The sequence below is a fragment of the Aeromonas sp. R10-1 genome (assembly GCF_040908465.1).
GTDB lineage: Bacteria > Pseudomonadota > Gammaproteobacteria > Enterobacterales > Aeromonadaceae > Aeromonas > Aeromonas caviae.
This window is the reverse complement of sequence record NZ_JBFODT010000029.1, coordinates 1-24,507: the sequence shown is the minus strand read 5'-3', so window position 1 is coordinate 24,507 and position 24,507 is coordinate 1. Positions and strand designations below refer to the sequence as shown.

The 24,507-nt window shown below is 64.7% G+C and carries 21 protein-coding genes and 1 pseudogene; 4 read left to right on the top strand and 18 right to left on the bottom strand.

Annotation, left to right across the window (positions count from 1 at the left end; all coding sequences use genetic code 11):
* The first annotated feature begins 5 nt into the window (after positions 1–5).
* Positions 6–671, top strand: coding sequence for a class I SAM-dependent methyltransferase (locus AB5Y93_RS15135; protein WP_324046488.1), 666 nt, complete (start codon positions 6–8; stop codon positions 669–671).
* 22 nt (positions 672–693) lie between these two features.
* Here the strand turns inward: AB5Y93_RS15135 and AB5Y93_RS15130 are convergent, their stop codons facing one another.
* The 6 genes from AB5Y93_RS15130 to AB5Y93_RS15105 all read right to left on the bottom strand — a co-directional run bounded on the left by AB5Y93_RS15130 (position 694) and on the right by AB5Y93_RS15105 (position 6,289).
* Positions 694–1,170, bottom strand: a complete 477-nt coding sequence (locus tag AB5Y93_RS15130; protein WP_368229741.1) for a methylated-DNA--[protein]-cysteine S-methyltransferase — start codon at positions 1,168–1,170, stop codon at positions 694–696.
* On the bottom strand, positions 1,167–2,675 hold the full coding sequence (locus tag AB5Y93_RS15125; RefSeq protein WP_368229740.1) for an AlkA N-terminal domain-containing protein: 1,509 nt from the start codon (positions 2,673–2,675) through the stop codon (positions 1,167–1,169). Before AB5Y93_RS15125 ends, AB5Y93_RS15130 begins: the two co-directional genes overlap by 4 nt.
* 139 nt (positions 2,676–2,814) lie before the next feature.
* On the bottom strand, positions 2,815–4,293 hold the full coding sequence (locus tag AB5Y93_RS15120) for a carboxypeptidase M32 (RefSeq protein WP_368229739.1): 1,479 nt from the start codon (positions 4,291–4,293) through the stop codon (positions 2,815–2,817).
* 106 nt (positions 4,294–4,399) lie between these two features.
* Positions 4,400–4,981, bottom strand: a complete 582-nt coding sequence (gene smrA, locus AB5Y93_RS15115; protein WP_268451820.1) for a DNA endonuclease SmrA — start codon at positions 4,979–4,981, stop codon at positions 4,400–4,402.
* Between the two features lie 115 nt (positions 4,982–5,096).
* The gene (locus tag AB5Y93_RS15110) at positions 5,097–5,246 is read right to left on the bottom strand and encodes a DUF3149 domain-containing protein (RefSeq protein ID WP_010673287.1); all 150 of its coding nucleotides are present in this window, start codon (positions 5,244–5,246) and stop codon (positions 5,097–5,099) included.
* Between the two features lie 155 nt (positions 5,247–5,401).
* Complete coding sequence (locus AB5Y93_RS15105; protein ID WP_368229738.1) at positions 5,402–6,289, bottom strand: TraB/GumN family protein; 888 nt, start codon at positions 6,287–6,289, stop codon at positions 5,402–5,404.
* A 70-nt stretch (positions 6,290–6,359) separates the two neighbouring features.
* Here AB5Y93_RS15105 and AB5Y93_RS15100 point away from each other — a divergent pair, with 70 nt between their 5' ends.
* Positions 6,360–6,692, top strand: coding sequence for a DUF1904 family protein (locus AB5Y93_RS15100; RefSeq protein ID WP_041214640.1), 333 nt, complete (start codon positions 6,360–6,362; stop codon positions 6,690–6,692).
* A gap of 60 nt (positions 6,693–6,752) precedes the next feature.
* Here the strand turns inward: AB5Y93_RS15100 and AB5Y93_RS15095 are convergent, their stop codons facing one another.
* The 10 genes from AB5Y93_RS15095 to ltnD all read right to left on the bottom strand — a co-directional run bounded on the left by AB5Y93_RS15095 (position 6,753) and on the right by ltnD (position 18,795).
* Positions 6,753–7,583 (bottom strand): SDR family oxidoreductase, encoded by an 831-nt coding sequence (locus AB5Y93_RS15095; RefSeq protein ID WP_368229737.1) that lies wholly within the window; start codon positions 7,581–7,583, stop codon positions 6,753–6,755.
* A gap of 114 nt (positions 7,584–7,697) precedes the next feature.
* A complete protein-coding gene (locus AB5Y93_RS15090; RefSeq protein ID WP_010673291.1) occupies positions 7,698–9,098 on the bottom strand; it encodes an OprD family outer membrane porin in 1,401 nt (466 codons plus the stop codon).
* Between the two features lie 681 nt (positions 9,099–9,779).
* Positions 9,780–11,717, bottom strand: a complete 1,938-nt coding sequence (locus tag AB5Y93_RS15085) for a methyl-accepting chemotaxis protein (RefSeq protein ID WP_368229736.1) — start codon at positions 11,715–11,717, stop codon at positions 9,780–9,782.
* 59 nt (positions 11,718–11,776) lie between these two features.
* The gene (locus tag AB5Y93_RS15080; RefSeq protein ID WP_368229735.1) at positions 11,777–12,667 is read right to left on the bottom strand and encodes a DMT family transporter; all 891 of its coding nucleotides are present in this window, start codon (positions 12,665–12,667) and stop codon (positions 11,777–11,779) included.
* An 86-nt stretch (positions 12,668–12,753) separates the two neighbouring features.
* On the bottom strand, positions 12,754–14,259 hold the full coding sequence (locus tag AB5Y93_RS15075; protein ID WP_368229734.1) for a GntP family permease: 1,506 nt from the start codon (positions 14,257–14,259) through the stop codon (positions 12,754–12,756).
* Positions 14,256–15,230 (bottom strand): D-erythronate dehydrogenase, encoded by a 975-nt coding sequence (gene denD, locus AB5Y93_RS15070; RefSeq protein WP_368229733.1) that lies wholly within the window; start codon positions 15,228–15,230, stop codon positions 14,256–14,258. The genes AB5Y93_RS15075 and denD overlap by 4 nt, the downstream gene beginning before the upstream one ends.
* Positions 15,231–15,241: 11 nt before the next feature.
* Positions 15,242–16,015, bottom strand: a complete 774-nt coding sequence (gene otnI, locus AB5Y93_RS15065) for a 2-oxo-tetronate isomerase (RefSeq protein WP_048208225.1) — start codon at positions 16,013–16,015, stop codon at positions 15,242–15,244.
* Positions 16,012–16,644, bottom strand: a complete 633-nt coding sequence (locus tag AB5Y93_RS15060) for an aldolase (RefSeq protein WP_041214644.1) — start codon at positions 16,642–16,644, stop codon at positions 16,012–16,014. The genes otnI and AB5Y93_RS15060 overlap by 4 nt, the downstream gene beginning before the upstream one ends.
* Positions 16,637–17,890: a 3-oxo-tetronate kinase gene (otnK, locus tag AB5Y93_RS15055; protein WP_368229732.1), complete on the bottom strand. Its 1,254-nt coding sequence runs from the start codon at positions 17,888–17,890 to the stop codon at positions 16,637–16,639. The genes AB5Y93_RS15060 and otnK overlap by 8 nt, the downstream gene beginning before the upstream one ends.
* Positions 17,887–18,795, bottom strand: a complete 909-nt coding sequence (ltnD, locus tag AB5Y93_RS15050; protein ID WP_045523655.1) for an L-threonate dehydrogenase — start codon at positions 18,793–18,795, stop codon at positions 17,887–17,889. The genes otnK and ltnD overlap by 4 nt, the downstream gene beginning before the upstream one ends.
* Positions 18,796–19,051: 256 nt before the next feature.
* On the opposite strand from ltnD, the gene AB5Y93_RS15045 reads away from it, so the two are divergent.
* Positions 19,052–19,846, top strand: a complete 795-nt coding sequence (locus AB5Y93_RS15045; protein ID WP_010673300.1) for a DeoR/GlpR family DNA-binding transcription regulator — start codon at positions 19,052–19,054, stop codon at positions 19,844–19,846.
* Between the two features lie 81 nt (positions 19,847–19,927).
* On the opposite strand, the pseudogene AB5Y93_RS15040 reads toward AB5Y93_RS15045, so the two are convergent.
* Positions 19,928–21,122 (bottom strand): annotated as a pseudogene (locus AB5Y93_RS15040) (PQQ-dependent sugar dehydrogenase); the annotation flags it as partial.
* A 160-nt stretch (positions 21,123–21,282) separates the two neighbouring features.
* Positions 21,283–22,107, bottom strand: coding sequence for a polyphosphate kinase 2 (ppk2, locus tag AB5Y93_RS15035; protein WP_109422477.1), 825 nt, complete (start codon positions 22,105–22,107; stop codon positions 21,283–21,285).
* Positions 22,108–22,463: 356 nt separating this feature from the next.
* Between ppk2 and AB5Y93_RS15030 the strand changes: the two genes are divergently transcribed.
* The coding region (locus AB5Y93_RS15030; protein WP_368229731.1) for a cadherin domain-containing protein at positions 22,464–24,507 on the top strand (2,044 nt) is incomplete at its 3' end.

Here is a 24,507-nt window from a genome sequence, read left to right as displayed (position 1 = left end):
AAAAGATGACGGAGCGATTCGAAGGAGAAGGGGCGAAGGCCTATGACAGCCGCATCCCCCTGCTGGTGCCAGGCTACGAGCTGCTGCACCAGCTTTGTGCCTCCCGGCTGATGGCCGCGCTGGGCCAGCAGGCCCGGGTGCTGCTGGTGGGGGTGGGCACGGGCAGCGAGTTGCTGCTGCTTGGCCGTCTCTGCCCCCGCTGGACCTTTGTGGCCCAGGATATCTCGGCGGACATGCTGGCCCAGGCCAGGATGCGGGCCGAGCAGGCGGGCATGGGGGAGAGGGTGTGCTGGCACCTGGGCGCATTGCCTGTGGTGGATAAGCCTTGCGATGGTGCACTCTGTCTGCTGGTGCTGCATTTTATGGCGCAAGATTCCAAAGCTGCGCTATTGGGTGATATTTATCGCCAGCTCAATCCTGGCGCTCCCCTGCTGCTGGCGGATCTGATGGCGCCCACGGACCCGCTCGAGCGCAAGGCGATGGGGCTGCAAGCCGCCCTCGCCGGTTTGCCGCTTCCTGCCTGCGAGCAGATGGTGCGCCGCCTCGGGGAGGATTTCACCTCCCTGGACGAGGGACAGACCCGGCGCCTCTTGCAAGGGGCCGGTTTCGCGGCGGCGCACCGCTTCTTTCAGGCGCTGGGGTTTCACGGCTGGCTGGCGCAGCGGCAGTGAGCCCTGGCCGGGCTGCGCCAGATCAACGAGAGGCCCTCTCCAGCGTCAGCAGTGCCTGCTTGATGGGCAGGCCTCCCGCATAGCCGGTGAGGCTGCCATTCTGGCCGATCACCCGGTGGCAGGGGATGATGATGGAGAGCGGATTGCGACCGTTCGCGGCACCCACCGCCCGCACCGCGTTTGGCTTGCCGATGGAGCGGGCGATGTCGCCGTAGCTGCGGGTCTCCCCGTAGGGGATGTCGCACAGCGCCTGCCACACCGCTTGCTGAAACGCCGTGCCCCTGGGGGCGAGCGGCAGGGTGAAGCGCTGCAACCGGCCCGCGAAGTAGTCCCGAAACTCGGCGAGGAAGGGGGCGAGCGCCTCGCCGTCCTGCTGCCAGTCCTGCATGTCGGGCAGCGGCCGCAGTCCGGCCAGGAAATCCACATGGACCAGGCCGCGCTCGTCGATGGCGACCAGCAGTTCGCCCTGGTCGGTGGGCATCATGTCATAGCGGATCATGGGCTCTTCTCCTCGTCTTGTGTCTGTGTTGGCCGGGTGAGCAGCGCCGGTTGTTCACTCATGGCGTGCCACAGCCAGCTCGCGGCATAGGCGCGCCACGGCTGCCAGGGGGCGCTGCGCGCTGTCACCTCTTTCACCGGCAGCTTGTTACCGCCCCCCAGCGCCTTTTGCAGCACGAGATCCGAGGCGGGGAAGGCATCCGTGTCGAGCCCGCAGCGCAGCCGCCAGTAAGCGACCGTCCAGGGGCCTATGCCCGGCAGCGCGAGCAGTTGCTCGTCGCTTGCCGTGGCGAGGGTGAGTGCGCCGCTCGCGAGCGCCGAGGCCAGCCCTTGCAGGGTGCGGATGCGGCTGCCAGGCATGCCGATGCCGTCAAGATCCAGCTCGCACAGCTGGGTCGGGGTGGGCAGCTGCGCGGTGCCGAACTGCGCCTGGGTGCGCGCCACCAGGCGCCCCATGATGGTGATGGCACCCTTGACCGACACCTGCTGGCCGACGATGGCGCGCAGCATCACCTCGTATTCATCCCACCCCCCCGGCAGCCGCACCCCGGGCCAGCGCCCCTGGATGCCGGCGAGCAGCAGATCCTGCCCCAGGTGTTCGCCGATGCGGCCCATGTCGGCGTCGAGATCCCACATGCGGCGCACGCGGTACAGGATGTCCGGCAGCGCACCCGGCGGCAGATCCCGCACCGTGAGTCTGAGCCTCTCCCCCTCGACGGGCTCGATGCGGATGAGCCCCTCCTGCTCGCTGACCCGGTGACGGCGTTCGTAACCGTGCTCATCCACCCGCTCCAGCCCCGGAATGGCGCGCAACCGGTAGAACGCGAGCATGGCCTGGACGTCGAACGGCGGGCGATACAGCAGGTGCAGTTGCAGGCTAGATTGCGGTGTCTCCTGCGGCGCGCCCCCTTCCTGCTTGCGCAGGGCGCCCGGTGTCATGCCATACGCCTGCAGCCAGGCGTCGTTGAAGCGGCGAATGCTTGCAAAGCCTGCGGCAAACGCCACGTCCGTGATGGGCAGGCGCGTCTCCGTCAGCAGCCGTTTCGCAAGCAGCAGGCGGCGCGTCTGCTCCACCTGTTTCGGCGAGGCGCCGAGATGTTGCTCGAACTGGCGCCTCAGGGTGCGCTCCGTGATCCCGGCCTGCGTTGCAAGGGAGCCCAGGCTGTGCTCCGCCAGCTCGCCGCGCTCGATGCGCGCCAGCACCTGGGCGACGAGCGGTGGCAGATCGCCGCTCTGGGCCGGTGCGAGCTCGGGGCGACAGCGCAGGCAGGGGCGCAGCCCGTGCTGCTCTGCCGCCGCCGCGAAGCGAAAATAGCGCACATTGTGCTCATGCGGTGCCCGCGCCGGACACACGGGGCGGCAATAGATGCCGGTGGAGAGCACCCCGGTGAAGAAGCGACCATCGAAACGCGCGTCTCGCGCGAGGCGTGCGGCGTGGCACTGCTCCCGGGTGAGACCCGGGATGATCTCGTCCCGTTGGGATGAATGCGGGGGCTCTGTGATCATGGCATGGCTCGGGTTGCTGTGGGCATGTCCCAGAGACTAAGCGGGGGCGAGAGGGGTGACTAGCCAAAAACGGACAGGAATAGCAAAAATAGTCGGGCAGGGGAAAAGCGGGCGCGACGAGAGGCGCGCCCGGGAGCGGTTATTTCAGGTAGCGCTGTTCGAGGTGTTTGCGCAGCCACTGGGGATTGAGCGCCTCACCGGTCGCGCGGCGAATGAGCTCGTCCGTGCCGTGCAGGCTGCCCTGGGACCAGATATGGCGACCGAGCCAGCCAAAGATCTCCGGCAGGCGGCCGGACTCTACGAGCGTGCCCATGTCGCCGAGCTCACGCTCGAGTGCAAAGCGCAGCTGCGCCGCGTACATGGCGCCGAGCGTGTAGCTCGGGAAGTAGCCAAACGAGCCGTCCGTCCAGTGGATGTCCTGCATGCAGCCGTTCTGGTAATTGCCCTTCGTGGACAAGCCGAGCCACTTCTGCATCTTCGCGTCCCACAGCTCGGGGATGTCCGCGACCTCGATGCGCCCTTCCATCAGGTCCCGCTCCAGCTCGTAGCGCAGGATGACGTGGGCCGGGTAGGTGACCTCGTCCGCATCGACGCGGATAAAGCCGGGCTCGACCCTGTTGTACAGCTTCTCGAGGTTCGCCGGTGCGAGCGCGGCCTGTTCGCCGAAGTGCGCGCGAATGCGCGGTGCAATCAGTGCGAGGAACGCGGGGTGATGGCCGAGCTGCATCTCGCAGAACAGGCTCTGGCTCTCGTGAATGCCCATGGAGCGCGCCTCGGCCACCGGCTGGCCGAGCCGTGCGCGCGGCAGGCCCTGCTCGTAGCGTGCGTGGCCCGTCTCGTGGACGATGCCCATCAGGCTGGAGACGAACTCCTGCTCGTTGTAGCGCGTGGTGATGCGCACGTCCGTCGGCACGCCGCCGCAGAACGGGTGGCTGCTCACGTCGAGCCTGCCGTGCGCGAAATCAAAGCCGAGCAGTCCCATCACCTCCTGACCGAGCGCCTGCTGCGTTGGGATCGGGAATGGGCCTTGCGGGGTGAGGATGGTCTCGATTTTCTGCCGCTCGCTCACGGTCTGGATGAGGCCGGGCAGCCAGCTCGTCAGATCGCCGAAGATCTGATCCAGCCTCGCGCTCGTCATGCCGGGCTCGTACAGCGCCAGCATGGCGTCATAGGGGCGCACCCCGAGCGCGTCGGCGCGCAGGCGAGCCACCTCCCGCGACAGGCGCACCACCTCCTCGAGGTTCGGGGCAAAACCTGCCCAGTCGTTCTCCTTGCGCTGGCGACGCCAGGCGTGCTCGCATTTGCTGCCGGCGAGGGAAAGCGCCTCCACCAGCGCCCCCGGCAGCAGGCTTGCATCCTGCCACTGGCGCTTGATCTCCCGCAGGTTCGCACGCTGGTGCTCGTCCAGCGGTTCGCTCTCTGCCTTGGCTATCCACTCCCCAAGCTCGGGGGCGGTGCGCTTGCCGTGGATCAGCACGCCAAGCTCCGCCATCGCCTCGGCGCGGGCCTCGTTGCCCCCCTCCGGCATCATGGCGGCCTGATCCCAGCCGCAGATGGCGGAGAGGTGGGAGAGGCGGTGCAGTTGTTGCTGATGTTGTTCGAGTTTCTGGTATGACATGGGATTGTCCTTGTTATCGTCCCTGATGGTATGCACCCCGTACCTGGCATGATCGGGGCCGCCCGATGCTAGCACTGCCATCCACCCTGGTGCCACCCTCAGGCAGTCAGCCGAGGCGCTTCTGGTGCCGTTCGCGGTTTTCCGCCTTCTTGCGCTCGCTCTTGCGCAGCAATACGTAGAGCGCACCGCTGCCGCCGTGGCGGCGCTCGGCGCTGTGCATGGCCATCACCGAAGGCAACTGTGGCAGCCAGGCGCTGACATGGCTCTTGAGCAGGGCACGCGGGGTGCTGCGCTCCCCCTTGCCGTGCAGGATCAGCAGGCAGCGGATATCCCGCATTTCGCATTCGGCAATGAACTGCACCAGGGCGATACGGGCCTCGTTGAGCGTCTTGTGGTGCAGGTCGAGGGAGCCTTGCAGCTCGTATTTGCCAAGGCGCAGCTTCTTGTAGACCCCCTCCTGCACGCCGTCACGCTTGAAGCCGACGATGGCATGGGGGTCCAGCATCTCGACTGCTTCCGTGCCGAGGTGATCCAGGGTGAGTTGTTCGGCGGTGGCGGCTTCCCGGCGCGCGAGTTGCGCCTCGGTGGGCTGGCTGTTGCCCGCAACGGGGGCGATATGGTCGCTGCGAAGGGGCCGCACGTCGGCCACTTCCTGCAGGAACAGTGAGAGTTCGTCGTTATGAGACACGGCAGGCTCCCCGCATGAAAATGAGGGAGCCAGTATAGCGGGCCTTGGTGGGCCTTAGAATGGCAACGCTCGCGGGCCCCGGCCCTGCCGGGGAGGGCGGTCTGAGCGAGCCTGGTTATTGCCCCTCTTTGGGCGGCTCTGCGTGCATCACCTTGTAGATGAAATAGACCGCATAGGCGCTGATGAGCAGGAAGGTGCCGAAAATCACCAGCATGGACATCAGCCCCACGCTGTTGCCGAACATCAGGTTCATCCAGAATTCCATCTCGTTCACTCCTGTCACTGGGCGGTGACAGGCATGATAGATACCTCTTCAGGAGGGAGGGGATGATCTCGATCAACTCCCTCTCTGGTTATTTAATCGGCAGCGAATTCTGTGAGCCGACGCGCATCCGGCGCGTCAGGTCGCCGGCCTGGACGCTATTTTGCCTTCTCCAGGGTCGGTTCGGTGAGGGGCGTGATGCGCCAGCCCTGCTGCTCCAGCAGGGCGAGCAGCCCGTGCTCGCCGTAAAGATGCAGGGCCCCTACCACGATAAAGCTCTCATTCGGCAGGCTGGGCCACTTCTTGACCCAGTTGCGGTTGCGCTCTGCCAGCAGGGTCTGTTCCAGCCAGGCTTGCAGCTTGGGCGGCGCCATCTCCTCCCTGAGCAGATTGATGAGGGTGTCCTGATCCCCGTTCTGCCAGGCGGTCATCACGGCGTCGAACCCCTGCTGGATGTCGGGCAGCTCGTCCAGGGTGCTCTCCAGCATCAGGGTCTGGTTGTCGCCGACGCTCGCGAGATAGCCGAGCTGCTCCAGCAGGGTCTCCAGCCCGACAATGGGCTTGCCGCCGTCGTTCGCCCGCTTGGCGAAGTGCTGGTCGACACCGTATTCACCGCGATAGCCGGTGCGCTCCAGGGCCGCCTGGGTCAGGGTAATGGCCGCAAACCAGGGACGCAGCGGGGCCAGCATGCTCTCGTTCAGACCGTTCTGGCCCGCGGCGATGAGGATGCGACGGTAGAGGTCGATGGGCAGGTGATCCTTGAGGGTCTTGCCGTCGACGAGCCGGGTGATGGCGCCCATCTCCTGCCACTGCTCCTGGCTGATGTGGGTCATGTCCACCTCCATCACCAGGGCGCGGCTCTGCTGCCAGGCGCGCTCCACCGGGTCCGGCAGGGGATAGAGAGAGGGTTTGCCCGCGTGGATGGACCCCAGCAGCCAGTGCTGTTCGTTGCCCTTGTTGATGCGGTAAAAGGCCGGATCGGCCATGGCATGGAGCGGCAGCAGCAGGCAGAGCAGGAAGGAGAGCAGCGTGGGATGGAATCTCATGAGGCACCTTATGTGAGCGGGATGAGTGCTCTATGATAAGTCCTCATTTGTCACAGCCAAGAGGTTTCCCATGCCCCACCTTCGTTTTCGGGCAGTTTCTGTCGACACCCTGCAGCGGATAAGCGCCCCCCTGATGGCGGATCTCTGCGCCCTGACCGGTGGCAAGCCGGAGTTCGTCACCCTGGAGTGCGTGCCGAGCCAGTGGGTACGAGATGGCCAGCCCGAAGCCGGTTTCCCCTTCGTGGAGCTGGTCTGGTTCGAGCGACCGCAGGAGATGCAGGATGCCGCCGCAGCTCTCATCACTCGCCACCTGAAAGGGGTGCTGGGGGAGCAGACCTATGTGGTGGTGCAGGTGCTGCCCATCGTCAAGAGTCACTACTACAGCAACGGCCAGCACTATTGAGCGGGCATCGTTGCTAAGACAGGTGCATGTCAAGAGGAGGCCCGCCGAGGGCCCTCTTTATCAGGCGGATTTGATCAGCAGCTTGTCAAGCCAGCGGCTTGGCAGCAGGCGGCGCAGCACGGTAAACAATTTGGTCGGGAAGGTGACCGGGTAGCGGTGCCTGGGACGCTTGCTCGTGAGCGCATGCACTAACGGCGGGATGCAGGCCTCGCTTGGCAGGGTAAAGCCCCGGGCACCCCCTTCACGCTCCAGCCTGGCCAGCGTCTGGGCATAGGCGTCCTGATGGCGGCTGGTGGCGGGATCTATGTGGCGCAGGAAGGCCTCCCGGGCATTGGCGCGAAACCGGGTGTCGATGGGGCCGGGTTCGATCAGGCTGACGTGCACGCCGCTGCCCGCGAGTTCCAGGCGCAGGGTATCGGTATAGCCTTCCAGCGCGAACTTGCTGGCGTTGTAGGCGCCACGATACTTCATGGCCACCAGGCCAAGCACCGAGCTGTTCTGTACGATGCGCCCCTCGCCTGCCGCCAGCATGGGGGGCAATATCTGGCGAATGAGGTGATGCCAGCCAAAGAGGTTGGTCTCGAACTGCTCGCGCAGCGCCTCGGTGGGCAGATCTTCCAGCGCACCGGGCTGGCCGTAGGCGCCGTTGTTGAAGAGGCCGTAGAGGCGCCCTTCTGCCAGGGCCAGCGCCTCTGCTGCCCCTCGCTCTATGCTGGCGCTGTCCGCCAGATCCAGTTGCACCGCCAACAGACCCTGCTGCTTCAGCAGGGCCACATCCTCGGCCTTGCGGGCGGAAGCGATGACGGTGAAGCCCCGGGCGCCGAGCGTTCTTGCGGCGGCGAGGCCGATGCCGCTGGAGCAGCCGGTGACGAGCACGAAGGGATGGGGCATGAGCATGGTCCTGATTGACGGCCGGCAGGTGGCCCGAAGCTGGCATGGTAGCGTGGTGCCACCAAAAACAAAACCGGGCCAGAGGCCCGGTTTTCGGTCACGTCAGATGCCTGATTACATGATGGTGAACGGCATGATGATGTGGAACTTGACGTCATGCTCGGAGCTGAACATGTTCGGGTAGTACCAGCTGCCCTTGTCGTCCTGTTCGTTGTTGTAGTCGGTGTAGTGCAGCTTGAACAGGGTGCCTTTCAGCTTGCCATCCTGCACTGTGTACATGACGTCGAAGTTGGCTGCCCACTCTTTACCGCCTTCCAGGGACTTGTCGCCGTTGTTGGCATCCCAGCCGTAGGCACCGGAGACACCCACGCCCCAGCCCGGTGCACCCACCAGATCATCCAGGGAACGAGTCACGCCGAAGAACAGGGCCTTCTCGTCGTTGTGGTTCCAGTCGGAGCGGGAATCCCACCAGATTTCGTTCGCGCCCTGGGAGTTGCCGTAGCCGCGGGTCAGACGGGGCAGGTAGTTGCCCAGATCCCCTTCAGCCTTGGTCCACAGGCCTTCCAGACGGAAGCCATAGGGGCCGGCTGCCCAGCTGGCGGTCAGGGCTTGTTGCCAGGCCAGGCCGTCATAGTCGCTGTTCTCGGTGTCGGAACCGTAGAACTGGTAGCTGGTGTTCAGGCCACCCAGTACGTCGAACTTGTGGGCCAGCTTGAAGTGGTAGCTGTCCATGTAGCCTTCGGACTGACCGAAGCCGGCGGTGACGGCAGTGCCGTTCTCGAAGGTGTAGCGAGCGGCCAGACCGTGGATGTAGTCGATCTTGTTCGCATCGGTGAAGGGATCGCTGGCATAGGGGCTGCTCTTGGAGAAGCCGGTGGTGTTCTTGAACCAGGGAGCCTTGTACTCGTCGGCGATGGCGTAGGTCAGGTAGAGGCCGCCGAAGGTGCCTTCGATCTGGCCACCACGGTAGGTACCGGGTTGATAGGACCAGTTGACGCCGAGGATGCCGGGTACATAGAGCTGGGTGTAACCACCCTTGGCGGTGACGGCGTCACCGAACTTGAATTTCAGGGCGGCGTTGGAGAGGCTGAAGCCGTTCTCGGGAACGCCGTCACCACCTGAACCCCACTTGTCGCCCCAGAAGGAGAACTCGTTCTCTTCGTTGACGCCATTGCTCTCGTCAACGGCCAGATCGTAGGCACCGAAGCCGCCCACGTCGACGCCGACCACACCCCATGCATAGCCGGAGTTGAAGTTCAGGGCTGCCTGGGTAGTGGCATGGCTCAGGTTGGAGTGGTATTTGCCATCCTGACCCGGACCGGCCTGGACGCGATCACGCTCACGCTGGAAGTAGAACAGGCCACCGGTGAGCTTGCCTTCGTCGATGAAGGCGCTGTAGGACTTGCCGTATTCCGGGCTCATCATGTCTTGAGCGGCGAACGCCATGCCGGGTGCGACCAGTGCCGCGACCACGGCAGCACTCAACGCGGCGCGCTTGAAGATCACTTTTTCCATTTGTTATTGCTCCTGATTTTATGGACTTAGCTTTTTTATCCGGCAGCCGGGTAGGCACCCGCCGCTCGGTATTGGCATTGCAATCAACACCCCGAAGGGCAAAAAAATGTTTCTCTGTCGAGCCCTTGTGCCTGATGCCTTGGCGCATCGGTCGGGGCTATCTGCATCGTTACAGTCGTTATTTTTTGGCTGTCGATCCTTGGCGATCTGACATCACCAAGAGTACGTTCGCGGTGCGAAATATCAATGTAAAGTTCCCGCCAAGTTTCAAAAATATGACCGAGTGCAAATAATCATGATTCTTGGTGTGGGCACTCCCAGGCCACTCATGTCGGCAATGACAGCGCTTTCATGGTGATTTCACCGTTCTCCTGCGCAGATCTTGTCATCAAGGCAGAACTTTCTTTGTTAACCCGGTGGCAACATATAATTTTGTATCACAAAAAAAGATGGACCCGGCCGGATGCTCACTGTCGTGAGCGTGAGCCGTCGCCCCGACAGACAGGGGGACCAGAGATGTGAAAGGGGTGAGGGAGTCTGTGACTGAATGGATGAGGCAACCCGTCATCGCCCGTGAAGACGTGACGGGAGCATCAAGAGAAGGGTTGCGGCAAGGCCGGGCCGCGGGGAGATTGACAGGGAGCGCGCCCCGGGTCTGGTGCGAACCAGGCCCGGGGGTTATCAGGTCTGGCTCAGGATACGGGGGATCTGCTGGGCCTGGTGGTGTATGTGCTCCGAGACCTGTACCGAGAGGCGGCTGCCCTGACGGGCGTGCTGGCTGATGCGACCGATGAGGGCGGCGAAGCTCGCCAGCCTGTGCTCCTGGCTCTTGGCATTGTCGGCGCCTTGCAGGGCGATGACGGCGGTGCTGCGCGCCATCTCCCGCACCGTCAGGGTGGTCTGGCGCAGCTGCTCCGCCTGCTGGCGCTGCTCGGCGGCCTCTGCGGTGATGCGGGCCAGCACGGTGGCGAGCTGATCCCCCGCCTGGGTGAGGCTGGCCAGGATCTCGGTGATCTGGCCGAGGGAGCGCTGGGTGTCGGCGGAGAGGTGGCGCACCTCGTCGGCTACCACCGCGAAGCCGCGTCCCTGCTCCCCGGCCCTGGCCGCCTCGATGGCGGCGTTGAGGGCCAGCAGGTTGGTCTGCTGGGAGATATGGCCGATGACGTCGACGATGGCAGTCACGTCCTCCACCGAGCGGGTCAGCTGGGCCAGGGCGCCGCTGCTCTCGTCGATGGCGAGCCCGGTCTGGGCGGTAGCCGTCAGCATGCCCCCGACCAGCCGCTCGCTCTGGCTCATGGAGTGTTCATTGTGCTGGGCGTGCTGGGCGATTTCGGCGGCGACCTGGTGCACCTCGCTGGCGAGCTGGTTGAGCTCCTGCATCATGGTGTCGCTCTCGTCCACCGCCTGCTCCGTGGTGCGGGTGCTGTGATGGATCTCCTGCACCTGGTTGACCATCCCTTGCAGACTTTGCGACACCGCCGATAGCTGGCCCTCTTTCTGCTGCTGATCCTGTTGCAGGCGCTGTATCAGGCGGTTGTAGCTCGCGACGATGTCCGCCAGCTCGTTGCGCTCGCGCCCCGGGGTCAGTAGCTGGGCCTGACCCGTGGCGTCGAGCTGCAGGAAGGCTGCCCGCAGTTTCAGCAGGGGCCTGACCAGCCAGCGACGCTGCACCAGGGCGAACAGCAGCGCCACCACGACCAGGCAGAGCGCCAGCACGCCGAGCACGGTGGCCAGCTCCCGGTTCATGGTCTGACGGGCGGCGGCGAGTTGTTCACCCAATTGCTCCCCCGCTTGCAGCAGCTGGGTGATGTCCTGCTGCACCATCTGACGAGCGGCCTGCTGCTGCTGCAGCGCCTTGCGGCTGTTTTCCAGCTCCTGGGGATAGCGCTTGAGCAGGGAGGTCAGCTCGGCTTTGGGCTGATCCCCGAGCTCCTTGCGTATCGGCTCTCCCAGGGTGAATTCGTCGGCCGGTGCCTCCTCGAAAAGTGCCAGGCTCGGCAGGGCGGCCAGGGCGTCCGCCTGCTTTTGCAGGGCAGCCAGCTCGAATTGCAGCCCTTCGAGACGCTTGGCACTCGCCTGCTCCATGTAGTTCTGGCGCTGGTGGGCGAGGGAGGGGAGGGCGGTCAGGATGTCGGCCGCCCCCTGGCGATACTGCTCGGCAAGGACCGGATCCCGTCCGGCGGCTGCTCCCTGCTGGCCGTAACGGAGCAAGGCTTTGGCCTGGGTGGTCAACTCGTTCTCGGCATTTTGCAGCAACCACTGGCTGTTGCCGGAGAGCTTGCCCGCCGCCAGATAGTCGCCGTCAATGCGGGTTTTCATCTGCTCAAGCCGGGCGTTTAGCGGCTGGGTCTGGGGATCCTCCAGGCGGGACAACTGGGCCAGCGCCTGCTGGCGCACCCCCTGTGCCTGGGCCAGCAACAGGGGATCCCCGCTGCCGAGATAGTCGCGAAGCGCCCCCTGCAGCGGACCGCTCAGTTGCTGTTGCAGGCGCTCCTGCAAACGCTGGGCCTGGGCCGAGTGGTTGAATTGTTGCCAGCCATGATAGAGCGCGGTGGCCTGAACACCGGCCACCAGCAGCAAGACGAGGGAAGAGAGGGAGGCAAAATGGGCAATTTTCACATCAGATTCCTGCTTGAATCACGCAATGGGCGCGAGCTTAATCAGGTCTGATGGCGTTTTTATGACAGTGGCTGTGCCAGCTCCCGTTGACTTGGGCTCTTCACCAGCAGGCCGAGCAGGGCGCCGCCCATGATGAGCCCCCCCGCCAGCAGATGGCGCGGGGTGAGCGCCTCGCCGTTGAGCCAGACCAGCAGCAGGGTGCTCAGCAAGGGAGTGAGGTAGGCGAGCGCGCCGATGCGGCGCGGATCCCCGTCCCGCAGCGCCAGATACCAGGTGACGAAGGCCGCCCCCATGGGGCCGAGGGCGAGCCCGGCGATGAGCAGCCAGTCTCCCTGGGGGATCCGGGCGAATGGCAAGGGGCCTTCCAGCATCCATGCCAGCAGCAGGGCCAAGAGGCCTGCGGGCAGGCAGGCGGCGGCTGTGACCACGGCGGGAGCGGGAGGCAGGCGGCGGGAGAGCACGGAATAGGCGCCCCAGACGATGGCAGCGCCGAGGGCCAGCAGGTAGCCGGGCAGATGGGCCTGTTGCAGTTGCAGGTGACCATCGACCATCACCAGCACCGATCCCGCGAGACCCAGGGCCCCGGCCAGCAGATGGTGCAGGCTCAGGGGATGACCCGGCAGCAGTAAGGGGGTGAACAGGATGATGCACAGCGGCCAGAGGTAGTTGATGAGGTTTGCCTCCAGCACGGGGGCGTGGCGAAAGCTCATGAACAGCAGCAGGTGATAGAGCAGCAGGGCGGTGATGGTCACCAGCCAGGTGAGGGGGCTGGCGCGCCACTGGCGCCAGAATGGCAGGGTGCCTGCCCCGCAGAACAGCAGCACCAGCCCCACCAGCACCAGGGGCGAGACGCTGGTGATCCGGGAGGTGAGCGCCGCGAGGGAGGCCCACAGCAAGATGGTGAGCAGGGCAAAACCGGTGGACTTGTCCCACCAGGAAGACGCAGACATCCAACACTCCTTTGCAAGATGAAGAAAAAAGAGGGCCAGTCTAGCAGACTGGCCCTCGTCACACAGCGTTGCCTGGACGGCGCGGGTTATGACTCCCGGCTCGGGACTACGCCGGCCGCCGGGGTCAGGGACTGCCCCTTGACGTACCAGACGATGAGCGCCAGCACCAGCAGCGGCAGCACGGGGTCGAACCAGGTGCCGCCGGAGCCGAACATCAGGTTCAGCAGGGCGACGCCGGTGCCGCCGATGGCCCAGGCGATGGTGGTCGGGATGGACCAGACGATCATCTGCTGCTTGACGTCGGAGATCCCCATCATGCGGTTGACCACCCAGAACAGGCTGTCGTTGAAGTAACCGAAGAAGAGCGACCCCATGGTGGCGGCCTGGGCGGCCAGCAGCATGTTGACCCCGGGGATCTGCGCCAGTATGGGGGCGGAGATGGAGGCCGCCGTCACCATGGCCACGGTGCCGGACCCCTGGATGAGGCGCACCAGGGTCGCCACGATGAAGGGGATCAGGATGGGGGAGATGGGCAATTGGGCGATCTGCTCGGCCAGTTGCTGACCCGCGCCGCTGTCGCGCAGCACGGCCCCCAGCGCCCCGCCGGCACCGGTCACCAGCAGGATGATGCCGGCGGATTGCAGCCCCTCTTCCAGGCGGGCGGCGGTGGCGTGCCTGTCCATGTGCGGGACCAGGGTATAGACCGCCAGCAGCACGCTGATGGCCAGCGCGATGATGGGGGTGCCGATGAAGTTGATGCCCTGCACCAGGGGGTTCGCCATCAGGCCGTCCATGCCCTCCAGGGTGGCCAGAGTGGTGAAGATGGCCTTGACGAAGATGAGCACGATGGGCACCAGGATCGGCAGCAGCGACAGGGTCAGGCTCGGCAGGGTCTTGCCCTCCTTCTCCTTGAGGTACTGCTCATAGGTGGCTTGCAGCTCGTCCGGGGTCTGGGCGGCCTGGGCACCGAACTCGGGGTACTTCTTGTCGAGCCACTGGGCGTAGAAGACGATGCCGAGCACGCAGGGGATGGCCAGGGCCATGCCGGTCAGCAGCATGGCGCCGATGTCCACGCCAAACAGGCCTGCAACCCCCAGCGGGCCCGGGGTCGGCGGCACGGTATGGTGGGTTACCACCAGGCCGCCCGCGAGCGCCACCCCCAGGGTGAGCAGGGAGCGCTTGCCGCTTTTTGCCAGCGCCTTGGCCACCGGATAGAGGATGACGAAGGCGGAGTCCACGAAGATGGGGATGCTGACGATGTAGCCCGTGATGGCCAGTGCCCACTCCTCGCGGCGCTTGCCGAGCCACTTGATGAAGCTGTAGGCGATCTGTTCGGCGGCGCCGGAGACCTCAAGCAGGCGACCCATCATGACCCCGAGGCCGATGACGATGCCGATGCTGCCGAGGGTGGAGCCAAAGCCCTGGGTGATCACGGTGAGGGTCTTGTCGATGCTCATGCCGCCGGTGATCCCGGCGATGCAGGCCGCCGCCAGCATGGCGATCAGGGCGTGCACCCGGGTGCGGATGACCAGGAACACCAGCACGAAGACCGCGATGATGAGACCGATGATGGGGGTTGGGATGTCGCTCATGATGCCTCCTGCATGTCATGGGTGATGAAACTGTCGATGATGTCGGCAAACGTCCTGTCTGCCGCGAAACCGAGGGCGCTGGCCCGCTGGTTGTCGATGCGTCCCGGCCAGCTCGCCACGATGCGCTCGATGGCCGGATCGGCGGCAAACTGCACCCGATCCCGGGCCGCCTGGCCACCGGCCCGTGCGAGGGCCTCCAGCATTTCGCCGACGGTCACGCTGATGCCGGGCAGGTTGATGCTGCGGGCGTCACCGGTGGCGGGAAGTCTGGCCGCCAGCAGGAAGTTCGCGACCACGGTGGCGGGACTGGAGAGCCAGAGGCGCAGATCCGGGCTCACCGGGCAGATGGCGTTCTCCCCTTGCAGCGGCTCGCGGATGATGCTGCTGACAAAGGAGGAGGCGGCGCGGTTCGGCTTGCCCGGCCGCACGCAGATGGTGGGCAGGCGCAATACCAGACCGTCGACGAAGCCCTTGCGGCTGTAGTCGTTGACCAGCAGCTCTCCCATGGCCTTCTGGGCGCCGTAGGAGGAGGTGGGGGTGAGCGCCGTGCCGTCATTCACCAGCTCCGGCAGCGGGCCGCCATAGACGGCGAGCGAGCTGGTGAAGACGAAGCGGATGCCCGGCCGGGCATGGCGGCACGCCTCCAGCAGGGTGCGGGTGGTGTCCAGGTTGACCTGCCAGCCGAGATCGAAGTCCTGCTCCGCGTGGCTGCTGACGATGGCGGCCAGGTGGTAGACCACGGCGGTCCGCTCGCTGATGAGGGACTCGGCGACACCGGCTTCGGTGAGGTCGGCCCGCAGACAGCGAACCCTGGGGTCCGGCAGGGGGGATTGCGGCTGCTGGATGTCCACCAGCAGCAGCTCGGTGAAGGGGTGGGGGCCTTGCAGCAGGGCCCGGGCCAGTTTCTGGCCCAGGAAGCCACCGCCGCCGGTGATGATGATCTGCATCTTGTTATCCTCAGACTCGTTCATGTTCAGGGTCGTTATTGTTGTGTCAGCCAGCCCAGCCCTTCCCGGGTGCCGGCTCTGGGGTTGTACTCGCAGCCAATCCAGTCGTGGTAGCCCGCCTGCGCCAGCACCTTGAACAGGTGGGGGTAGGCGATCTCCCCCTCGTCAGGCTCGTGGCGATCCGGTACCGAGGCGATCTGGACGTGGCCGATGGCCGGGCCCAGCTTGCCGATGAGACGGGTGAGATCCCCGTCCATGATCTGGGCGTGATAGAGGTCGAGCTGCACCCCCACGTTGGGTCTGTCTATCTCCTGCACCAGGGCCAGGGCGTCGAGCTGGTGGGCCAGGAAGTAGCCGGGGACATCCCGATCGTTGAGGGGCTCGAGCAGTACCTTGATGCCGTCTTCGGCCAGGAAGTCGGCGGCGAAGCGGATGTTGTCGATCAGGGTCTGGCGGTGGGCCGAGAGGCTATGAGCAGGGTCCACGATGCCGCTCATGGCGTGTACCTTGGTGCAGCCGAGCGCCAGGGCATAGTCACGCACGCTTGGCAGGTGGCCGCGAAACTCCGCTTCCCGCCCCGGAATGGCGGCCATGCCGCGCTCCCCTGCCGCCCAGTTGCCCGGCGGCATGTTGAACAGGGCCTGGGAGAGCCCCTGCTCGCGCAAGCGGCGGCCCAGCTCGGCGGCCGGCCACTCGTAGGGGAAGAGAAACTCCACCGCCTCGAAGCCTGCGTCGCGGGCGGCGGCGAAGCGCTCCAGGAACGGCACCTCGGTAAACAGCATGGTGAGATTGGCGGCAAACTTGCTCATGGTTTCATCCTCCTCAATTCATCAATTTCGGGTTCGCTCAGGTAGCGGATGGAGTGGCCATGAAGCATCAGTGCCAGGCGCGCCGTCTCCTCCAGCTCTTCCATGTTGTTGACCGCATCCACCAGATCCTTGCCCGTCACCACGGGGCCGTGGTTGGCCAGCAGGAAGGCGTTGCCTTCGGGGGCGCGGCGCCCCAGCTCCTCGGCGATGCGGGCATCCCCCGGTTTGTAGTAGGGGATGAGCGGCAACTGGCCGACCCGCATCACGTAGTAGGGGGTGAAGGGGCGGATGACGTTGGCCGGATCCAGCCCCTCCAGACAGGAGAGGGCGGTCAGGTGGGTGCAGTGCAGGTGTACCACGGCCCGGCAGTCCGGATTGTTGTGGTAGATGGCAAGGTGGAAGGCCACCTCCTTGGAGGGGCGATCACCTCCCAGGTGTTCCCCCTGCAGGTTGACGTGAGAGAGCCTGTCGGCGCTGAGCCGTCCCAGGCAGGAGCCGGTCGGGGTGGCGATCAGGGTGCCGTCCGGCAGCAGGGCGGAGAGGTTGCCGGCGCCCCCGGTGGCATAACCGCGCTGGAAGAGGGAGGCCCCCAGCATCACCATGGTGTCGCGCAGTGCCTGTTCAGTCATGGAAGTACTCCTGAGCCTTGTCGAAGAAGTCGTCGCTCCCGAAATTGCCGGATTTGAGGGCCAGCGACAGGGGGGCGTCGATGGCCCGCACCCAGGGCACACCGGGGGCGATCTGCGGGCCTATGTGGAACGCCTTGACGCCGAGGGCCTGGGTGACCCGGCTCGAGGTCTCGCCACCGGCGATGATGAAGCGGTCCACGCCGGCACCTTGCAGCAGTTGGGCGAGGCGGGCAAAGCAGTGTTCCACCGCGTCGCTGGCCGCCTGCTGGCCGTGGGTTTCCTGAATGCGGGCCAGCTCTGCCGGGCTGGTGGTGGCGTAGACCAGCGGCGCCGGGGTCCGGGGCTGGTCCAGTACCCAGCGCGCCAGCTCGGCCGGGTAGTCGGCATCTTCGAGGCAGCGCACCACATCCAGCGCCAGGGCAGGAGCGTGCTGGCGATAGCGGGCCACCTGACGGTTGGTCATCTCGGAGCAGGAGCCCGACAGCACCGCGGCGCGGGTGCCTCTGGGCCAGCCCGCTTCGCGGGCACCCTGCAGATCGCCGCTCCCAAGCTGACGGGCCAGGCCGATGGCGAGGCCGGATCCGCCGGTCACCAGGGGCATGTCGAGGGCTGCGTTGGCGATGTCCAGCAGGTGCTGCTCGGTCAGGGTGTCGACCACGGCGTAGCGCACACCAGCTTGCGTTAGCTGCTCAAAGGCGTCGGCAATGGCGCCGGGACCCTGTGCGATGGTATTGAACGGCACCAGACCGGCGCGGCCCTGGGCTTGCCCCTCCATCAGCCGCAGCAGGTTGCTGTCGGTCATGGGGGTGATGGGGTGATGGCGCATGCCGGACTCGGCGAGTGGCTGGGCGCCGACGAAGAGGTTGCCCTGATAGACGGTGCGACCGTTCACCGGCAGGGCCGGGCAGATCAGGGTGAAGTGCTGGTCAAGCGCCGCCAACAGGGCGTCGGTGACGGGGCCGATGTTGCCCGCCGCCGTGCTGTCGAAGGTGGAGCAGTACTTCTGGTAGATGCGCGGGCAGCCGCGGGCCTTGAGCCAGTCGAGGGCCGCCAGGGAGTCGCGCACTGCTTCGTCCGCGGGGCAGGAGCGGCTCTTGAGGCTGATCACCACGGCATCGACCGGGGGCAGATCCCCGTCATGCTCCGGCACGCCGGCGAGTTGCAGGGTGGAGAGGCCGTTCTCCACCAAGAAACCGGCGATGTCGGTGGCGCCGGTGAAGTCGTCTGCGATGACTCCGAGTTTCATGCTTGCTCCTCCTGACCCGGCAGGGTGATGCCTGAGAAGATCTTGATGACGGCGCTGTCATCTTCCTGGCCGTGGCCCGCGTTGCTGGCGCCGAGGAACATGTTCAGCGCCGTGCTCGCGAGCGGCAGCGGGAAGCGCAGCGCCTTGGCGGTGTCCGCCACCAGGGTGAGATCCTTGACGAAGATGTCCACTGCGGAGCGGGCCTGGTAGTCACCGGCCAGCACCCGGGGCATGCGGTTTTCAAACATCCAGGAGTTGCCGGCGGCATGGGTGACCACGTCATACATGAGATCCAGGGACACGCCAGCCCGGCTGGCCAGCGCCATGGCCTCGGCGGCGACGGCTATGTGCACCCCGGCCAGCAGCTGGTGGATGATCTTGACCGTGCTGCCCTGGCCCGGCTCGCTGCCGACCCGGTAGACCTTGCCGGCCACCGCATCCAGCACCGGGGCCAGCTTGTCGAAGGCGGCGTCGGAGCCTGCGGCCATTACCGTCATCTCGCCGGCATCGGCCTTGATGGCACCACCGGAAACCGGCGCATCCAGCATCGGCAACCCCATCAGCGCCAGCTCGGCAGCCAGGGCGCTCGCCTCTTCGGCGGCGATGGTGGAAGAGACCATGATGGCAGTGCCCGGTTTGAGGTGGCGAGCCAGCCCCGCTTCGCCGAGCAGGATGCGGCGCACCTGGGTGGCGTTGACCACCAGCAACAGCACGGCATCAAGCGTCTCGGCCAGAGGCCTGGCATCGGCCATGACGGCGGCGGCACCGGCCTGCTGCAACTGGCCGCGGGCCTGTTCGCTGAGGTCGATGCCATAGGTGGTGAGCCCGGCCCGCAGGCAGGAACGGGCGGCGCCCATGCCCATGGCGCCCAAGCCGATGACCGCAACATGATAGGGAGTGCTCATCTCGTGATTCCTCGATTACGACTGATGAGCAGATAGTAGAGGCTTGCGGCGATGAAATATCAGGCAGTCGTCACAAAAAATAACTTAATTGGTGTTAATTTTTGTTATTTATGAGGATTGAGATTCTTTTGAGTCAAATTTTGGCGTTTTTATTGTGAATAAATGTGATTTGTGAGCCCGTTTCAGGTTATTTATCATTTTTTCCCAGGTCGCTGGGGTAGAATGACACCTTCCTTTTCCCGAGGCGCGAGGCAAGATGATTCCCGTAGAGCGACAGCAACGTATCCTGCAACTGCTGGCAGAGCGCGGCGTGGTCAGCATAGTGGAGCTGACCGACTGGCTGCAGGTCTCCCACATGACCATCAGGCGCGACATCCAGAAGCTGGAGGAGCAGGGGCGGGTACTCTCTGTCTCCGGCGGGGTCAGCCTCTCCCAGCGGATCAAGAGCGAGCCCTCACACGCCGCCAAGCGCAGCCTGATGCAGGGGGCCAAGCTGGCCATTGCCCGGCTCGCCGCCGCCCAGGTGAGCGAGGGGAGCACCGTCTATCTGGATGCCGGTACCACCTCCCTGGAGCTGGCCCGGGAGCTGGCGCTTCGGGAAGACTTGATGATAGTGACCAACGACTTCATGGTCTGCGCCTACCTCATCGAGCACGGCCGCTGCCGCCTCTATCACACCGGGGGTCAGGTCATTCGCGAGAACCAGTCCTGTGCCGGGGAGGCCACCGCCCACTTCCTGCGCAACCTCCATCTGGACATCGCCTTCCTGTCAGCCTCCTCCTGGGACAGTCAGGGGATCTCCACCCCGAGCGAACAGAAGGTGCCGGTGAAGCGAGCCGTGGTGGAGTCGGCGGCGACCCGCATCCTCATCTGCGATTCGTCCAAATATGGCAAGGTGGGGACCTTCAACGTGGTGAGCTGGGATGCGATCGATCAGGTGATCACCGACGAGCAACTGCCCCAGAGCGCCCGCGAGGCATTGGCACAGCACGGGGTCAGGGTGACCATGGCGCCGCTGGCCAGTCTGGTGGCCAGCGCCGAACAGGGATAAGGAAAGGGGCGACAGGAGGCGAACCACAGCGCCACCTGGCCGGGATCAGCGACCCTCTGCGGCCGGTGCGTCCGTCAGCTTGGCGGAGCCCTGGATCACCTCCCCCGCCTTCTCGATGTCCCGCCCCATCCCGTGGATGGTGTTGCAGCCCAGCAACCAGAGGCTGGTGCAGAGCACCAGCAGCATGCGATTCGTCTTCATCCTTGCTCCTTTCATGCTATGGGGTCAGTTTGAGCAGGCGCCCCTGGCCTGAATCCGTCAACAGGTAGAGCGCGCCGTCGGGGCCCTCCTTGACGGTACGGATCCGCTCCCCCAGATCGGTCAGCAGCCGCTCCGCCGACACTATCTTGTCTCCGTCGAGGTGCAGGCGCAACAAGGCCTGACCGCGCAGGGCGCCGACGAACAGATCCCCCTGCCACTCCCTGAACAGGTTCCCCTGATAAAAGGCCATGCCCGAGGGGGCGATGGAGGGCACCCAGATCCAGCGCGGTGCCGTCATGCCCGGCGCGCTCTGGCCCACGCCAATCTTGCCGCCCCCGTACTCCTCGCCAAAGGTCACTCTGGGCCAGCCGTAGTTGTGGCCTGGCAGGATGAGGTTCACCTCGTCCCCGCCCTGGGGACCGTGCTCGTGAGCCCAGAACTGCTGGCTGCCCGGGCGCAGGGCCGCCCCCTGCATGTTGCGATGGCCCAGGCTCCAGATCTCCGGCAGGGCCCCCGGCGTCTTGACGAAGGGGTTGTCGGCGGGGACCCGGCCATCCTTGTGCAGACGCACCGTCTTGCCGAGGTGGTTGTCCAGCGTCTGGGCCCGCTCCCGCTCGCTGTAGCGATCCCCCAGGGTGATGAAGAGGTGGTCATCCGTCAGCACCAGGCGGGAGCCGAAATGGGCGCCGCCGGCCACCTTGGGCTCTTGGCGAAACAGCAGTTGCCAGTCGACGAGGGCGTCTTTTTGCAGTCGGGCCCGGGCCACGGCGGTGCCGGCGCCTCCGTCCCCCGGCTCGCTGTAGCTGAAATAGAGCCAGCCATCGCCGTCCAGGGCGAGATCGAGCAGCCCCCCCTGACCCGTGGCGGCGAGGGGCGGCAGGCCGGAGACCACATGGCGGTAGCCACCTGCATCGATGCGCAGCAGACGCCCAGGGCGCTCGCTGACGAGGTAACCGCCATCCGGCAGGAAGGCGAGCCCCCAGGGGTGGCGCAGCTCCCCCGCCACCGGGGTCAGGGTCAGTGCCCGTACCGGGAGCACCAGGCAGACAAGCAGCAGGGCAAACAGTCGCAACATGGGGGCCTCCTCGCTCGGCCAGACCTGAATGTCGCTGAAGTATAGGGGAGGCAAACGGGAAAACGTGAGCAACAACAAGCCATTGGGTGATACCAACGGCACCGGTTGTCCCTTGGGGCAGGAAGGGAAAGGGGGTGAGCCAGGGCTCACCCCCCTCTGGCTAGAAGAGGGCTGGCACGATGCGAAGCGGGTGATCCGATGGTTTGACTTTGCCTATCTTGCGCTTGGGCAGCTTCACCGGCTCCGCCGGCAGCACCTCGTAGGGGATGTGTGCCAGCAGGTGGGAGATGATGTTGAGGCGCACCCGTTTCTTGTCTTCGGAGTGGGCCACGAACCAGGGGGCCCAGGCGGTGTCGGTGGCGATGAACATGGCATCCCGCGCCCGGGTGTAGTCATCCCAGCGATCGAAGGACTTGATGTCCATGGGGGAGAGCTTCCAGATCTTGCGGCCATCGTCGATGCGATCACGCAGCCGCCGCTCCTGCTCTTGTGGGGTCACCTCCAGCCAGTACTTCAGCAGAATGATGCCAGAGTCTACCAGGGCTTTTTCCACCATGGGGGTGCCAGCCAGGAATTTGTCGCTCGCCTCCTCGCTGCAAAAGCCCATGATGCGCTCCACCCCGGCCCGGTTGTACCAGCTGCGATCGAAGATGACGATCTCCCCCGCCGCCGGCAGATGGGGGATGTAGCGCTGAAAGTAGAGCTGGCTCTTCTCCCGCTCCGTGGGGGCGGGCAGTGCGACGACCCGAAAGACCCGGGGGCTGACCCGCTCGGTGATCGCCTTGATGGTGCCCCCCTTGCCGGCCCCGTCGCGCCCCTCGAAGACGATGCAGACCTTGAGCCCCTTGTGCACCACCCACTGCTGCAGCCTGACCAGCTCCACGTGCAAGAGGCGCAGCGCCTTTTCGTATGCCTTGTTGCCAAGGGGCTTTTGCGCCTCGGCCACGACCGGTTCTTCCGTTCTGGATTTTCGTTTGCTGCCCATGATGTCCTTCTCTGTGTCTCGGCGAATGGAAGGCCGTCCTGCCGGACGGCGCCCTTCAAGGGTAGATGACGGTGTGCCGCCACCGGGGGTAGCAACTACAGGGTGATGTTAGACATCAGGTCCAGGGGAGGGTGCTGCTCCAAAGGTATGGCAAGAGGGGGTGTTACCGCCATAAGACTCTATTTTTATGTGGTTTTTGGCATATACCCCAGGTTGGATTGAGCCGTAGCGGGCCTGTCAGTGACAGCTATCTTCGATTGCAACTTGTCTGCTAGTATCGACTCCGTCGCCTTTTGTCGCAGGCCGTCATTCCTAATAAATATATCATTTAAATACAAGTGGATAGGGAGATCTACATGGCTTCAAAAACAGGCGTTAAACAGTCATTGCAACTTGTAGAGCGCCTTGCTGACGGCTCACTGCGGCAAATACCTCTTACCGATGCTGTCATCATTCCGGCTCAATCTGGCGCCAAGTACGCGTTAATCGACACCTCGACCGGCAAATCCCCAGATGGCTTGTTCGTCAAACGCAAGGGCGGCTCGCTGATCATCGAATCCAGTGACGATGGCGTTCTGGTGGAACTCACCGATTTTTATGATGAACCAGATACTGCGTTTATTCCCCAGGCGGAGCTGGATGGCTCGGCCTTGAACGGTGCCGCGGTGACGAGTGAGAGCCCGGTAATAGAGACGGCTGCCAATGGTGAGCAACTCATCTGGCAGGGGAGTTCTGATAGTGATTTCTTCACCCCCATCACGGTCGGGTTGGGGGCACTTGGTCTTGGCGGGATCGCGCTGGCTGCTGGCAGTAGTGGAGGCGGCGATAGTGATGGTGGTACCGATGTCGGTGTCGTTAACAGAGTTGCGGGGACCATAGTGGGTGGCCCGGTTGTCGCTGGCAATGATCTGCGGGTCGAGGTTTACCAGGCTGACGGTGTCACTCTGCTGGGAGAGGCGCAGGTCAATCCGGATGGCACCTTCTCAATCGCGGTTGGCAGCTATCTTGGCGTGGTCATCGCCCGGGTCGTTAACACCGGCTCCAGCGCCGACTATCTCGATGAAGCGACCCAGGCAGGCAAAGACCTGAATGCAGAGCTGTTTGCGATGGAAGTGGTGTCGCAGCCTAATTCTACCGTTACCGTCAATCTCAACGTCCTGAGCACCCTGGCTTATCACAAGGTGCAAGATACGGCTGCCGGTGGTTTGCCCGCCGAATCCATGGTCAACGACATCAACAATGCCGTGGCCGACCTGTTTGGTCTGCCGAGTTTGCATGGCACCACGGTAGTGCCGACCAATGGCGGCGCCTTTGATAGCGCCAACGGCCTGAGCGCAGGCGAAATATATGGAGCCGTACTGGCAGCACTATCCGGTGCCGATAGTCAGAACGGTGGCAATAGCCAGAAAACCATCGAGGATCTGCTTGCCGGGTTGCAGGTCAGCAACGGCAAGGCGACGTTGACAGAAAGTGCGCAGGGGATTGTCGTCCAGGGCGGGGAATATACGTCAGCGCAAACGGGGCAGAATTTGACGGATGCCGTTGCCGGGGTGGTTGATACCTTCGCACCCAAATTCAGCTCAAGCGCGACGGCTGCTGCCATTTCGGAAAATAGCGGTGCTTTGCAGAGCGTGTATACCGCTGTCGCAAGCGATGCGGGCGATGTCACTTACAGCCTCAAGGTGGTGGGTGATCACGCAGCCTTCAGCATCAACCCCGTGACGGGGGTTGTGACCCTGATTGGCAATCCTGATTACGAAGTCAAGGGGAGCTACAGCTTCACCGTGGTGGCCACCGATGCGGCGGGCAACGCCAGCGAGCAGGTGGTTACCTTGGGGGTCAATAACCTGGATGACACAGCCCCGACCATCACCTCGGAGACCACGGCCAGCGCCATCGATGAGAACAGCGGTGCCGGGCAGGTGGTTTACACCGTGACCAGCACTGACAGCGGCGACATCTCGACCGGTAGCACCAGCTACAGCCTGAAGGCGGGAGCGGATGCGGCGCTGTTCAGCATCGATGCCGCCACGGGCGCCGTGACCCTGATTGGCAATCCGGACTACGAGACCAAGGGAAGCTACAGCTTCACCGTGGTGGCCACCGATGCGGCGGGCAATGCCAGCGAGCAGGTGGTTACCTTGGGGGTCAATAACCTGGATGACACAGCCCCGACCATCACCTCGGGGGCGACGGCCAGTGCCATCAATGAAAACAGCGGTGCCGGGCAGGTGGTTTACACCGTCACCAGCACCGACAGCGGCGACATCGCGACTGGCAGTACCAGCTACAGCCTGAAGGCGGGAGCGGACGCGGCGCTGTTCAGCATCAATGCCGCCACGGGGGCGGTGACCCTGATTGGCAACCCGGACTACGAGACCAAGGGAAGCTACAGCTTCA

Excerpts from the sequence above, each read along its gene's own strand:
- AB5Y93_RS15075 (WP_368229734.1), bottom strand. The coding sequence starts at position 14,259 with ATGAGCGACATCCCAACCCCCATCATCGGTCTCATCATCGCGGTCTTC.
- denD (WP_368229733.1), bottom strand. The coding sequence starts at position 15,230 with ATGAACGAGTCTGAGGATAACAAGATGCAGATCATCATCACCGGCGGC.
- AB5Y93_RS15135 (WP_324046488.1), top strand. The coding sequence starts at position 6 with ATGACGGAGCGATTCGAAGGAGAAGGGGCGAAGGCCTATGACAGCCGC.
- AB5Y93_RS15060 (WP_041214644.1), bottom strand. The coding sequence starts at position 16,644 with ATGACTGAACAGGCACTGCGCGACACCATGGTGATGCTGGGGGCCTCC.
- AB5Y93_RS15130 (WP_368229741.1), bottom strand. The coding sequence starts at position 1,170 with ATGATCCGCTATGACATGATGCCCACCGACCAGGGCGAACTGCTGGTC.
- ltnD (WP_045523655.1), bottom strand. The coding sequence starts at position 18,795 with ATGAGCACTCCCTATCATGTTGCGGTCATCGGCTTGGGCGCCATGGGC.
- ppk2 (WP_109422477.1), bottom strand. The coding sequence starts at position 22,107 with ATGGGCAGCAAACGAAAATCCAGAACGGAAGAACCGGTCGTGGCCGAG.
- AB5Y93_RS15090 (WP_010673291.1), bottom strand. The coding sequence starts at position 9,098 with ATGGAAAAAGTGATCTTCAAGCGCGCCGCGTTGAGTGCTGCCGTGGTC.
- AB5Y93_RS15105 (WP_368229738.1), bottom strand. The coding sequence starts at position 6,289 with ATGAGATTCCATCCCACGCTGCTCTCCTTCCTGCTCTGCCTGCTGCTG.
- AB5Y93_RS15045 (WP_010673300.1), top strand. The coding sequence starts at position 19,052 with ATGATTCCCGTAGAGCGACAGCAACGTATCCTGCAACTGCTGGCAGAG.
- AB5Y93_RS15100 (WP_041214640.1), top strand. The coding sequence starts at position 6,360 with ATGCCCCACCTTCGTTTTCGGGCAGTTTCTGTCGACACCCTGCAGCGG.
- AB5Y93_RS15080 (WP_368229735.1), bottom strand. The coding sequence starts at position 12,667 with ATGTCTGCGTCTTCCTGGTGGGACAAGTCCACCGGTTTTGCCCTGCTC.
- AB5Y93_RS15095 (WP_368229737.1), bottom strand. The coding sequence starts at position 7,583 with ATGCCCCATCCCTTCGTGCTCGTCACCGGCTGCTCCAGCGGCATCGGC.
- otnK (WP_368229732.1), bottom strand. The coding sequence starts at position 17,890 with ATGAAACTCGGAGTCATCGCAGACGACTTCACCGGCGCCACCGACATC.
- AB5Y93_RS15110 (WP_010673287.1), bottom strand. The coding sequence starts at position 5,246 with ATGGAATTCTGGATGAACCTGATGTTCGGCAACAGCGTGGGGCTGATG.
- AB5Y93_RS15125 (WP_368229740.1), bottom strand. The coding sequence starts at position 2,675 with ATGATCACAGAGCCCCCGCATTCATCCCAACGGGACGAGATCATCCCG.
- otnI (WP_048208225.1), bottom strand. The coding sequence starts at position 16,015 with ATGAGCAAGTTTGCCGCCAATCTCACCATGCTGTTTACCGAGGTGCCG.
- AB5Y93_RS15120 (WP_368229739.1), bottom strand. The coding sequence starts at position 4,293 with ATGTCATACCAGAAACTCGAACAACATCAGCAACAACTGCACCGCCTC.